The following is a 12,221-nucleotide window of genomic DNA, read 5'->3' as shown; positions in this document are numbered from 1 at the left end:
GAACTATAGCCTCCGGCACATTGCACACCGCACGCCCATAGTGCGGCTCACCGGAGGAGGCGATCTTGTCCAAGCGAAACGCCACTGCGGCCGTCATCGGGGCCGGCGATTTCATCGGCTCCGAGATCGCCAAGAAGTTTGCCGCCGAAGGGTTCTCGATCTTCGCCGGCCGCCGCAACGGCGACAAGCTCGCGCCGCTAGTGAAAGACATCGAGGCCGCAGGTGGCGAGATCCACGCGCGCTCGCTCGATGCACGGAAGGAGGACGAAGTCATCGCCTTCCTCAATGACGCCGACAAGCACGCGCCGCTGGAGGTCTGCATTTTCAATGTCGGTGCCAACGTCAATTTCCCGATCCTCGACACCACCGAGCGCGTGTTCCGGAAAGTGTGGGAGATGGCCTGCTATTCCGGTTTCCTTGCAGGACGAGAGGCGGCGCGGCTGATGCTGCCGCGCGGCGGCGGCAATATCTTCTTTACTGGTGCCACGGCCTCCTTACGCGGCGGCAGCGGCTTTGCCGCCTTTGCCAGCGCCAAGTTCGGCCTGCGCGCGGTGGCACAGGCGATGGCGCGCGAGCTCGGGCCGAAGAATATCCACGTCGCTCATCTCATCATCGATTCCGGGGTCGATACGGAATGGGTGCGTCAGCGCCGGCTCGAAGCGCTCGGGCCGAATGCGCTTGATAATCCCGATCTGCTGATGCCGCCGTCGTCGGTCGCCAATGCCTATTGGCAGCTTTATCAGCAGCCGAAGAGTGCCTGGACCTTCGAGATGGAGATCCGCCCGTTCGGAGAGAAATAGTGACCGCGGCGCAAAAGTCCGGCTAGACTGATCTCAACATCAAGCAAATTTCCGGGAGGTAGCTAAGTGAAGACCGCGATCACCGAACTATACGGCATCGAGCACCCCATCATTCAGGGCGGCATGCATTTCGTCGGCTTTGCCGAGCTGGCTGCTGCCGTCTCCAATGCCGGCGGGCTCGGCATCATCACCGGTCTCACGCAGAAGACGCCGGAATTGCTCGCGAAGGAGATCGCGCGCTGCCGCGACATGACCGACAAGCCGTTTGGTGTGAACCTCACCTTCCTGCCGACCTTCTCGGCGCCGCCCTATCCCGAATACATTGCCGCCATCGTCGAAGGTGGCATCAAGGCGGTGGAGACAGCAGGCCGCAGCCCGGAAGCCTACATGCCGGCGCTGAAGGCCGCCGGCATCAAGGTCATTCACAAATGCACGTCGGTGCGCCACTCGTTGAAGGCGGAGCGCATCGGCTGCGACGCCGTCAGCGTGGACGGTTTTGAATGTGGCGGACATCCGGGCGAGGACGACATTCCCAACATGATCCTGCTGCCGCGCGCGGCCGAGGAGTTGAAGATCCCCTTCGTCGCCTCCGGCGGCATGGCCGATGGACGCAGCCTGGTCGCGGCGCTGTCGCTGGGTGCGGCGGGCATGAACATGGGCACGCGCTTCATCGCCACCAAGGAGGCGCCGGTGCACCAGAACGTCAAGAACGCGCTGGTCGCTGCCACCGAGCTCGACACCCGCCTGATCATGCGGGCGCTGCGCAATACCGAGCGCGTTCTCAAGAACGCCAATGTCGACCGCCTGCTCGAGATCGAGCGCGAGAAGGGCGACAAGCTCACGATCGGCGATATCCACGAGCAGGTCGCGGGCGTGTATCCCAGGATCATGCTGGACGGCCAGATGGATGCCGGTGCCTGGAGCTGCGGCATGGTCGCGGGCCTGATCCACGACATCCCATCCTGCAAGGAGCTCGTTGATCGCATCATGGGCGAGGCGGAAACCATCATCCGCAGCCGCCTGATGGGGTTCCTGGACGGAACGGAAGCGACGCGAAAGGTCGCCTGACACGTCAAACTTCTTAACCACGGCCGCATTTGGCCGCTGGAATTGCCCGCGACGCCTCCTAAATAAGGGGTAAATTACCCCTTTAATGAATCAATTTCAGGAGGCGTCCGTGGTCCTGAAAAGCGTTCCCTTCGCAATTGCCTTTGCCCTCGGGGTCGCAGGGAGCGGTATCGCGCGCGCTGACGACTACAAGCCCGACGAATATCTCGGCCTCGATCTCTCCAAGTCCGTGCTGTCGCCGAAGCGTCTTGGGCCGGAGACGCACTTCGCACCCGTCGCGCTCGAAGCGCGCGGCGGCAACGAGGCGCAGGCGCGCGCCGAGCCCATCGACGTGCCGAAGAAGGTCGCCGCTGAACGGGTCCGTGTGGCCGCGCCGGAGGTCGCGCACGCGAAGAGCAACCAGCCGCGTGGCGCAGCACGCACCAGGCTGTCGCATCGCCGTGGCAATCCGCTCGATGCACAGGCGATGGACACGCGCATTCAGACCTGGCCCTGTCGCTCCGGTGGCATCTGCAACTGGAAGCGCTAGCTCACAGGCGTCACCCCCGTGTCTTAAAACCGTAGGCGCGGCGTCAAGAAACCGTAAGCTGGGAGTCAAGGAGCGCAGGCACCTTCCGTCGCGATTCGACGAAGGTCTCCTGAATGGCAACGCTCCGCGGCTCGCGCGCATGGACCCGGCGGCAGTTCCTGGTCCGCTCCGTCTCCAGCCTCACCATCGCCTCCCTTGCGAAGCCCCACCTGAGCCGCGCCGCCGATCGCCCGCAGATCGCAGGCGGCATCCAGTCCGGCGACATCTCCGACGGCTCCGCCGTGATTTGGGCGCGCGCCGACCGGCCTGCTCGGATGCAGGTGGAATGCTCGACCGTCGAAAGTTTCAAAACGATCATCGCGTCAGCGTCGGGCGATGCACTGCCCGACGCCGATCTCACCTCAAAACTACTGCTGAACGATCTGCCTCTCGGGCAGGACATCTTCTACCGTGTCCGCTTCGACGACATTGCCACCGGTCTTGCCGGCGAAAGCCGCGTCGGTCATTTCCGTACCGCGCCGGCAGCTGGCCAGTCGATCTCGTTCCTGTGGTCCGGCGACACGGCGGGGCAGGGCTGGGGCATCGACGTCTCCCGCGGGGGCTATCGCAGCTATCGGACCATGCTCGATAACCGTCCAGATTTCTTCATTCACTCCGGCGATCACATCTACGCAGATTGCGCGATTCCCGCCGAACAAAAGCTGCCGAACGGCGAGACATGGCGCAACATCGTCACCGAGGAGAAATCCGAGGTCGCGCACACGCTGGCGCAGTTCCGCGGCAACTACAGATACAACCATCTCGACGAGCACTTCCGCGCCTTTCACGCGGAGGTGCCGATGTTCGCGCAATGGGACGATCACGAGGTGACCAATGACTGGTCACCGATCGGTAGTTATGACGAGGCCGGCTATGAGAATGACGGCACGCCCCGCCTGGTCGCGCGTGCGCGTCGCGCCTTTTTCGACTTCATACCGATCCGGGACATCGGCGCGCGAAAAGGACGCGTCTATCGCAAGATCGCCTACGGCCCGCTGCTGGATGTCTTCATGATCGACATGCGCAGCTACCGCGATGAGAGCTGGAACAAGAGCGATGATCACCGCGGCTGGATCCTCGGCGCCGAGCAGCTCGCCTGGCTGAAGCGCGAGCTCGCTGCCTCGCGCGCGACCTGGAAAGTGATCGCGGCCGATCTGCCGATCGGCCTGATCAGCCTGGATGCCATTGCGCTCGGCGATGGGCCGCCCGACCGGCGCGAGCACGAGATCGCCGATCTGCTCTCCTCCATCAAGCGCGCCGGTATCCGCAACATCGTCTGGCTCACTGCCGACATGCACTACACCGCCGCGCACTACTACGATCCGAACAAGGCGCAATTTCAGGATTTCGACCCATTCTGGGAATTCGTCTCCGGCCCGCTGCATGCCGGCACCTGGGGGCCTGGCGAACTCGACGACACCTTTGGCCCGGTCGCGATGTACCAGCGTGGCTGTAACCCCGCGCAGGGCGACAATCTGGCCCCGTGCTTCGGCCTGCAGTTCTTCGGCCGTGTCGGCATCGATGGTGCGACCGGTGTGATGAGGGTGACCCTAAAGGACGTCGACAACCGCGACCTCTGGTCGGTCGACATCGTGCCGCAGCCGCAGGTGCCTCGGTCCGTAGTGGCGCAGCATTCGTAGGCTGTTAACCCGATCTTGATTGGCCGCCGCGCTCCTCCCGCGCTAGGGTGAGGCTTCCCGCCACTTCTCTTCCATCACCGAAAAGTCTGCTCACGCGGCGTCGCCGCGCGCATCCGGTGGGCTGAAATACCAGGAGCCTGTTTCATGGATCATCTGAAAACACAGGGCATCAGCATGCCCAAGCTCGGCCTCGGCACCTTCCGCATGCAGGGCGATGCCTGCCGCGCCGCGGTCGAGAGCGCGCTTGCGCTCGGCTATCGCCACATCGATACGGCCGAGATGTATGCCAATGAGGAGCCGATCGGCTCTGCCATCGCATCGTCCCGCGTGCCGCGCGGCGAGCTGCACGTCACCACAAAAGTCTGGCATGAGAACCTCGCCCCGGACGCGATCCGCCGCGCTTTCGACGCCAGCCTGCAAAAGCTCCGGCTCGATCATGTCGATCTCTATCTCGTGCATTGGCCGTCGGGGGCTGCGAACTGGGGCGCGGTGTTCGAGACCCTGATGAAGCTGAAGGAGGAGGGACGCACGCGGGCCATCGGCGTTGCCAATTTCACCACTGCGCTGCTCAAGGTCGCGGTCGAGGAGATCAAGGCACCGATCGCCTGCAATCAGGTCGAATATCACGCCATGCTCGATCAATCGAAGCTGCTGGCCTATCTCCGGGCCAAGTCGATCCCGCTGGTTGCCTATTGTCCGCTGGCGCAAGGACGTTTCGCGACCGATCCGGTGCTGGCCGAAATCGGCGCCAGGCACGACGCGACCGCCGCGCAGGTCGCGTTGAAATGGCTGCTCGACCAGGACGGCGTTGCCGCGATCCCGAAGGCCTCGCGCCGCGAGAGCCAGCAGGCCAATCTCGATGCGTTGAAGATCACGCTCGACGATGCCGATCGCAAGAAGATCGCTGGGCTGGCGAAGGACAAGCGCTGCGTCAATCCCGGCTTCGCGCCGGCATGGGATTAGGCCGGCGTTCTCCCTTCCCCTTGTGGGAAAGGGAATGACAGCTAATCGCAGCGCTGCTGCGCCGGCGTTGGTGCGCCGGTGGTGACGTACTTGCCGTCCCTGATCGTGTACTCGCCGCGCTCGCTGCGATTGTAGATCGCGCGCAGGCTGCCGTCCTTCTGCAACAGGAGTCCGAATTCACGCGTCTGGTGCAACGATGGGAAGTACACCATCACATTGAGCAGGCCCTCGGCGTTCACTGTGGCGGACACCACTTCGTTTTCGTCCCTGGCCTCGCCGAAATCGCGGCGGTACATCACCCGGCCGTCTTTCCGGATTTCGTAAGTCAGGAACGCGCCCCTGTCGCGGTCGGGCTGGGCCGCGCAGTCGACCGCCCACGAGCCGAACAGGCCCCATTGCTCCACGGTCGCAGCCAGCGTCTCGGCGCCGGCCAGGGAGGTGAACGCGACCCACAGCACCGCAGCCGCGATCCAGCAGCCAAAACGACGCATCATGTCCTGAAAGACCCCGCCTCGAAGAATTCCAAAGTGTAGCATCACGCTCGCGGCCGTTCCAACGTCAGCCGCCGATCGCTCGCGAATTTGATCCGCATCAATGAAGCTGGGCGTTTCGAGGGTAAGATTGCATTTCCCGAAGGCGAACGTGGATAGACCAATGCTGAATCAAGTGATGGATTTTGCGGGCGAAGTGCTGCCGGGGAGCTGCGCCGTACCGCCTTATTCCGAGGCCGCGTTTCTGACCGAGCTGGGCGATCGTTTACGGTCCTCGCGCATGCGCTGCGACCTGTCGCGCCGGGAGCTTGCCCGCCGCTCCGGGATTTCCGAGCGCTACATCGCCCAGATCGAGGCCGGTAAGGGCAACGTCTCCATCGTCTTGTTGCTGCGGCTGGCCTCCGCGATCCACGGCAGCCAGCCCCAGGCGGCCTGATATCAGGCTCGCGTCTCCACATTGGCGCTCCGGGCGGGCACGCCGAATTCCTTGCGGCAGACTTCGGCCAGCACCGCGACGCCTTCGCGGATCTGCTGATGCGTGAGGCTGGCAAAGCACAGCCGCAGCCGCGAGCTGGAATGTTCCTTGCTGGTCGACCATTCCGGCCCCGGATTGATCGAGACGCCGGCGGCGAGCGCGGCCTGATAGAGTCTCAGCGTATCGACCTGATCGGGTAGCTTCACCCAGAGGAAGATGCCGCCCTTCGGCTCATCGAATTCGGCAGCCGTCCCGAACTGTTCGTCGAGCGCTTCCATCAGCGTGTCGAGCTTGGTGCGCAGCGCCTTGGTCAGGGCCGGGACATGGCTTGCGAAATGCGGCTTGCAATAGGTCGCGAGCACCATCTGCTCCAGTGCACCGGAGCCCGCATCTGTCTTCAGCGCCAGCATCCGCGACATCACCTCCCAGGGCGCCACGACGAAGCCGACGCGCAGGGCCGGCGCGATCGACTTGGAGAACGAGCCGATATGGATCACGCCGCCATTCGGGCTCATCGCGTAGATGGCGGGCGGCCGCTGCCCCGACCAGACGAGGTCGGCATAACAATCGTCCTCGAAGATGGGCACCCCGTATTCGGTCGCGAGCCGCACCAGTTCGGCGCGCCGGCTCTCGGGCATGATGCTGCCGGTCGGGTTCTGCACCGTCGGAATGGTGTAGATGTATTTTGGGCGGATGCCGCGGCTCCTTAGGTCGGCCAGCGTCGTCGCCAGCACGTCCATGCGCATGCCGTCCTTGTCGAGGGGAATGCCGACCACTTTGACACCGAGCCGCGCCAGGCGGGTCAGTGAGCCCTGATAGCTCTCCTGCTCGAAAATCACGGTATCGCCGCGCGCCAGCAGCGTCGCGTTGACGAGATCGAGTGCCTGGAGCGAGCCGGATACGATCAGGAGATCGTCGACGGTACAGCTGATGCCGGCATCGCGCCCGAGCTTCGTCACCAGGAATTCGCGCAAGGGCAGGTAGCCCTGCGGGCCATGCGCCAGCCCGTAAGTGGCGAGCGAGCGGCCCTCGCGTCGCAGCACCGTGTTGGTCGCCTCGATCAGCTCGTCGAGCGGCACCTGCTCGGAATCGTTGTTGCCGCCGACGAAGTTGTATTTGGCAAGGCCCGTCCAGCGCGCAGAAGGGGCCGGCAGCCCTGCGGGAAACAGGGGCGCGAAATCGAAGCTGGACGTCATGGGAGCATTCCTCGTTTTGTTGTTGTTGAGCGTCGGGCTTTGCACCGGCCGCCTTACTTCTTGCCGGCCGTCCTGGTCGGGCGGCCTCACTTCTTTGTGGCCGTCCTGGTCGGACGGCCTTGGCTGATGAAAGCGTAATGCGCGTTGGCGATGCCGCCAACCATCAGCGCTTCGACCACCGGCTCGGCGATCTCGCCCGTGGCGGCCCAGTCGACGAGAAAATTGGCTCCGGTCCCGCCGCGCACGTCGTCGGTCGGAATGAAGATCGAGACGGTGGCGAGCGGCCTCAACGCCACCGGCGTCTTCAGATAGCTCTCGACCTGCTTGCCTGCGGTGTCGAAATAGGCGATGCGTTTGATGACCAGCGGCTGGGTCTCGGAGGCGTTGTGCACGCTCAATGTCACCGAGAAGTCGACGCGCAGCTTGCCCTGGCTCATCGCGACGCTGGAATAGGCGGGCACGTAGAATCCGCCGGAGACGGCGAGGTCCTCCTTCGGCAGCGGGATGAGCGAATCGGCAAAGTTTTGTTCGATATTGACCTTGGATTGCGCGGCGGCGGGCACGGCAAAGGCGAGGGGAGCTAGCAGCATGGCTGCGACGATCCCATTCCGCATGTGACGAATTGCTCGCTTGTCGCGCCGCAACCCGTCTCTAGGGTGCGGCAAAACGGACCAATTTGGCATGCACGAGCTCATTCGCGACATCACTCTCTGTATCCTGTTTGCCTGGATGCTGGGTCTGCTCGCCCATTTCTCCCGACAACCCTTGATCCTGGCCTACCTTATCGCCGGCTTTTGCATAGGTCCATTCGGCGCCGGCTGGGTCAAGTCGCAGGAATCGATCAGCGTCATCTCCGAGCTTGGCCTGATCTTCATGCTGTTCATGATTGGGCTCGAGATCGACCTGAAGAAGATCGTGCGGGCGGGCAAGGTGATCCTGTTCGCGGCGGGCGGGCAGCTCCTCGGCGGCTGTTTGCTCGGGGTTCTGTTCTTCGTCGGCATCGGCCTGTCGCTCGGCGGCGGGCATTTCGATGCGGTCTATCTCTGCGTCGCCTGCGCGCTCTCGAGCACCGTCATCATCGTCAAGGTGCTCTACGAAAAGCGCGAGCTCGATACGCTGCCGGGTCGGATCACCCTCGGCATCCTGGTGCTCCAGGACATCTTCGCCATCCTGTTCCTGGCGGTGCAGCCGAGCCTGGCCAATCTGCAGGTCAGCGTCATCCTGCTCTCGATCGGCCGCGTCGCGGTGCTGGTCGCGGCCGCGCTGCTGGTCAGCCGCTATGTGCTGCCGCGCCTGTTCCATCAGATTGCCCGGCGGCCCGAGCTGATCCTGCTCGGTGCGCTCGCGTGGTGCTTCCTCGTCGCCGAGACCGCCGAGCGGCTCTCGCTGTCCCGCGAGATGGGCGCGCTGATCGCCGGCGTCTCGCTCTCGACCTTCCCTTACGCGCTCGACGTCACCGCCAAGGTCACCACACTGCGCGACTTCTTCATCACGCTGTTCTTCGTCGCGCTCGGCATGACCATTCCCGTGCCCGGCCTCTCGGTGATCGGCCTTGCCTTGATGATCGCGGCGTTCACGGTGGCGAGCCGCCTCGTCACGACGTTCACGCCGCTCTACCTGATGAAGCAGGGCCTGCGCGCCAGCCTGTTGCCCGCGCTCAACCTCGCGCAGATCTCGGAATTCTCGCTGGTGGTGATCCAGACCGGCGTCACCGACCATCACATCGCAGCCGAGACGGCGAATGCCGCCTCCTTCGCCTTCGTGGTGCTGGCGGTGCTCTCGACCTTCGTGATGACCCGCAGCGACGAGATCACCCGTTGGGCGATCGGGCCCTTGAAGCGGGTCGGCCTGCGCGATCTCGATCATGGCAACGGCCATGCCGAGGAGGGACACGGGGGCGGCCACGGCGAGGCTCGCCGCATCGTCATCCTCGGCTTTTTCCGTGCGGCGAGCGCGCTTCTAGCCGAGATAGAACGGCAGACGCCGGTGCTGCTCGAGCAGATCACCGTCGTCGATTTCAACCCCAATGTGTACCAGACCCTGCTCTCGCGCGGTTTGCACGTGATCTATGGCGACATCAGCAATGTCGATACGCTGATTCACGCCGGCATTGGCAAGTCCGAGATGATCATCCTCAGCGTGCCGGATTCGCTGCTGAAGGGCGCTACCAACGAGAAGCTGGTCCGCCACGTCCGCGCGCTCAATCCGACCGCCCTGATCGTGGCTACGGCCGACCTGTTGGCCGACGTCGGTGCTCTCTACGAGGCCGGCGCCAGCTACGTCACGGTGAGCCGGCTCAGCGATGCACATGAGCTGTTTACCGTGATCGAAGCCGCCCAGGCCGGTTTGCTCGAGGACAAGCGCGCCGAACTCGACCAGCGGCTCGGCGAGCGCCGCGAGGTGCTGCCCTGACGGCGTCCGGCCGGCTTCCTTGCGGGCAATCTGCGCCTATATCGCTGGTATGCCCGGTGCAAGCCTGAAACCCATCGGCAGGCCTGCCGTCTGGCATATGTGGTTGCGCTGGGGAGACTAGCGCCCCGACCCAAGTCCGGCTAAGCCTCCCGGCCATAACCGATAGAGATTGGGAAATGCCCGATAGCGTTCAGGAAGTCTTGCAGGCCTTTGCCCGGGGTGAGCTCGTGGTCGTCACCGACGACGAGGACCGTGAGGGCGAGGGCGATCTGATCGTTGCCGCCTCGCTCTGCACCGCCGAGAAGATGGCGTTCATCATCCGCCACACCTCCGGCATCGTCTGCGCGCCCGTGACCACCGAGGACGCGCGCCGCCTGCGGCTCGATCCGATGGTCGCCCACAACGATTCCGCGCACACCACCGCGTTCACGGTCTCGATCGACTACAAGCCCGATGGCGGCACCGGCATCTCCGCCGAGGAGCGAGCTTCGTGCTGCCGCGCGCTCGCCAATCCCAATGTCGGCGCCCACGATTTCGCCCGGCCGGGCCACATCTTCCCCCTGATCGCCAAGGACGGCGGCGTGCTCTTGCGCTCCGGTCACACCGAAGCGGCCGTCGATCTCTGCAAGCTCTCCGGCCTGCCGCCGGTCGGCGTCATCAGCGAGTTGATGAACGACGACGGAAGCGTGATGAAGGGTGAGCAGGTGGCCCGCTTCGCCGCCGAGCACAGGCTCAAGCACGTCACCATCGCGGACATGATCGCCTACCGCCAGGCGCGCGAGAAACTGATCGAGCGGGTTTCGACCTTCGTCACCGAGAGCCCGATCGGTCCCTTGCAGGGCTATGCCTACCGCTCGCCGTTCGATTCCATCGCCCACGTTGCCTTCGTCTATAATGGTGTCGGCGACGGCAAGAACGTGCTGACGCGCTTCCACAAGCCGAACATCGTCAAGGACACCTTCACCGGCCACAAGCGCATGGCGGTCGTGCTCGAGCATTTCAAGAAAGCAGGCCGTGGCGTGCTGGTTTACTTGCGCGACGGCGCGGCCGGCGTCCCCGTGGCCCCGCTGCCGGACGAGTCGTCGACCGAGGCCGACCGCAACCGGCAGTGGCGCGAGGTCGGCGTCGGCGCGCAGATCCTGCGCGATCTCGGCGTCACCTCGATCCGGCATCTCACCTCCTCGGTGCATGACTACAAGGGTCTGTCGGGCTTCGGCATCGAGATCGTCGCCAACGAGCAGCTCGAAAGCTGACCACCGCTACGAGGTGCGCGCCGCTGCGCCGCCCCGGAACGATCGAAACCAGGATGCAATTGAACTTGTTGCCGCGGCGCTTTAATTTGTCGGGCAATTATCGACGGAACCAGACGCGAAAGGACGTTTCATGAGCGTGCGCCCTCAGGCCAAGGACAAGCCGGCTGCGGCTTCTTTCCAATGGGACGATCCGTTCCTGCTCGACGAGCAGCTCACCGAAGACGAGCGCATGGTGCGCGACACTGCGCGCGCCTACGCCCAGGACAAGCTGCTGCCGCGCGTCTCCAAGGCCTATCTCGAAGAGAAGACGGACCGCGAGATCTTCAACGAGATGGGCGAGCTCGGCCTGATCGGCATCACGCTGCCGGAAGAGTATGGCTGTGCCAATGCGAGCTACGTCGCCTATGGCCTCGTCGCGCGCGAGATCGAGCGGGTCGATTCCGGCTATCGCTCGATGAATTCGGTGCAGTCCTCGCTGGTGATGTACCCGATTTACGCCTATGGCGACGAGAACCAGCGCAAGAAGTACCTGCCGAAGCTCGCCAGCGGCGAGTGGGTCGGCTGCTTCGGCCTGACGGAGCCCGACGCCGGCTCCGACCCGGCCGGCATGAAGACCCGTGCCGAGAAGGTCTCGGACGGCTATCGCCTCACCGGCAGCAAGATGTGGATCTCGAACGCGCCGATCGCCGACGTGTTCGTGGTCTGGGCCAAGTCGGCCGCGCACGACAACCAGATCCGCGGCTTCGTGCTGGAGAAGGGCATGAAGGGCCTCTCCGCGCCGAAGATCGGCGGCAAGCTCTCGCTTCGCGCCTCCATCACCGGTGAGGTCGTGATGGACGGCGTCGTGGTTCCGGAAGACGCCCTGCTGCCCAACGTCTCCGGCCTCAAGGGTCCGTTCGGCTGCCTCAACCGCGCCCGTTACGGCATCTCCTGGGGTGCGCTCGGGGCCGCCGAGGACTGCATGCATCGCGCCCGCCAGTACACGCTCGACCGCAAGCAGTTCGGCAAGCCTCTCGCCGCGACCCAGCTGGTGCAGAAGAAGCTCGCGGACATGGAAACCGAGATCGCGCTGGGCTTGCAAGCCTCGTTGCGCGTCGGCCGCCTGATGGACGAGGGCAAGTTCGCGCCCGAGATGATCTCGATCGTCAAGCGCAACAATTGCGGCAAGGCCCTCGATATCGCCCGCACCGCCCGCGACATGCACGGCGGCAACGGCATCTCGATCGAGTATCACGTAATGCGCCACGTCCATAATCTGGAGACGGTCAACACCTACGAGGGCACCCACGACGTCCACGCCCTGATCCTCGGTCGCGCGATCACGGGCATTCAGGCGTTTTTCTGAGCGTCTGAGG

General features: G+C 64.2%; 12 protein-coding genes. 9 read left to right on the top strand and 3 right to left on the bottom strand.

Going from position 1 to position 12,221, the window contains the following annotated elements; genetic code table 11:
• Positions 1–65 precede the first annotated feature (65 nt).
• From P6U27_RS27105 to P6U27_RS27085, 5 genes are all read left to right on the top strand, one after another.
• On the top strand, positions 66–800 hold the full coding sequence (locus P6U27_RS27105) for an SDR family oxidoreductase (RefSeq protein ID WP_209294418.1): 735 nt from the start codon (positions 66–68) through the stop codon (positions 798–800).
• Positions 801–866: 66 nt separating this feature from the next.
• Positions 867–1,868 (top strand): nitronate monooxygenase family protein, encoded by a 1,002-nt coding sequence (locus P6U27_RS27100; RefSeq protein ID WP_129143898.1) that lies wholly within the window; start codon positions 867–869, stop codon positions 1,866–1,868.
• 109 nt (positions 1,869–1,977) lie between these two features.
• Positions 1,978–2,397: a hypothetical protein gene (locus P6U27_RS27095; RefSeq protein ID WP_209294417.1), complete on the top strand. Its 420-nt coding sequence runs from the start codon at positions 1,978–1,980 to the stop codon at positions 2,395–2,397.
• 113 nt (positions 2,398–2,510) lie between these two features.
• Positions 2,511–4,076, top strand: a complete 1,566-nt coding sequence (locus P6U27_RS27090) for an alkaline phosphatase D family protein (protein WP_407192841.1) — start codon at positions 2,511–2,513, stop codon at positions 4,074–4,076.
• Positions 4,077–4,220: 144 nt separating this feature from the next.
• Positions 4,221–5,039 carry an aldo/keto reductase gene (locus P6U27_RS27085; protein ID WP_129143895.1) on the top strand — a complete coding sequence of 273 codons (819 nt, stop codon included), beginning with the start codon at positions 4,221–4,223 and terminating at the stop codon, positions 5,037–5,039.
• A gap of 41 nt (positions 5,040–5,080) precedes the next feature.
• Here the strand turns inward: P6U27_RS27085 and P6U27_RS27080 are convergent, their stop codons facing one another.
• Positions 5,081–5,533, bottom strand: a complete 453-nt coding sequence (locus tag P6U27_RS27080) for a hypothetical protein (protein WP_164936953.1) — start codon at positions 5,531–5,533, stop codon at positions 5,081–5,083.
• Positions 5,534–5,693: 160 nt separating this feature from the next.
• Here P6U27_RS27080 and P6U27_RS27075 point away from each other — a divergent pair, with 160 nt between their 5' ends.
• Complete coding sequence (locus P6U27_RS27075; protein WP_164936952.1) at positions 5,694–5,966, top strand: helix-turn-helix domain-containing protein; 273 nt, start codon at positions 5,694–5,696, stop codon at positions 5,964–5,966.
• A gap of 2 nt (positions 5,967–5,968) precedes the next feature.
• On the opposite strand, the gene P6U27_RS27070 is transcribed toward P6U27_RS27075, so the two are convergent.
• Positions 5,969–7,201: a PLP-dependent aminotransferase family protein gene (locus tag P6U27_RS27070; protein WP_129143893.1), complete on the bottom strand. Its 1,233-nt coding sequence runs from the start codon at positions 7,199–7,201 to the stop codon at positions 5,969–5,971.
• An 86-nt stretch (positions 7,202–7,287) separates the two neighbouring features.
• A complete protein-coding gene (locus P6U27_RS27065) occupies positions 7,288–7,815 on the bottom strand; it encodes a DUF3124 domain-containing protein (protein WP_164936951.1) in 528 nt (175 codons plus the stop codon).
• A gap of 67 nt (positions 7,816–7,882) precedes the next feature.
• Between P6U27_RS27065 and P6U27_RS27060 the strand changes: the two genes are divergently transcribed.
• The 3 genes from P6U27_RS27060 to P6U27_RS27050 all read left to right on the top strand — a co-directional run bounded on the left by P6U27_RS27060 (position 7,883) and on the right by P6U27_RS27050 (position 12,211).
• On the top strand, positions 7,883–9,613 hold the full coding sequence (locus P6U27_RS27060) for a cation:proton antiporter (protein ID WP_129143891.1): 1,731 nt from the start codon (positions 7,883–7,885) through the stop codon (positions 9,611–9,613).
• Positions 9,614–9,789: 176 nt separating this feature from the next.
• On the top strand, positions 9,790–10,866 hold the full coding sequence (gene ribB, locus P6U27_RS27055) for a 3,4-dihydroxy-2-butanone-4-phosphate synthase (protein ID WP_129143890.1): 1,077 nt from the start codon (positions 9,790–9,792) through the stop codon (positions 10,864–10,866).
• Between the two features lie 130 nt (positions 10,867–10,996).
• Complete coding sequence (locus P6U27_RS27050; RefSeq protein ID WP_024340297.1) at positions 10,997–12,211, top strand: acyl-CoA dehydrogenase; 1,215 nt, start codon at positions 10,997–10,999, stop codon at positions 12,209–12,211.
• Positions 12,212–12,221 lie beyond the last annotated feature (10 nt).

Origin of the sequence: Bradyrhizobium sp. STM 3566 (assembly GCF_045571445.1) — a bacterium.
GTDB classification, from domain to species: Bacteria; Pseudomonadota; Alphaproteobacteria; order Rhizobiales; family Xanthobacteraceae; genus Bradyrhizobium; species Bradyrhizobium vignae.
The sequence above is the reverse complement of the archived record's forward strand: the minus strand, read 5'-3'. Positions and strand labels throughout refer to the sequence as shown.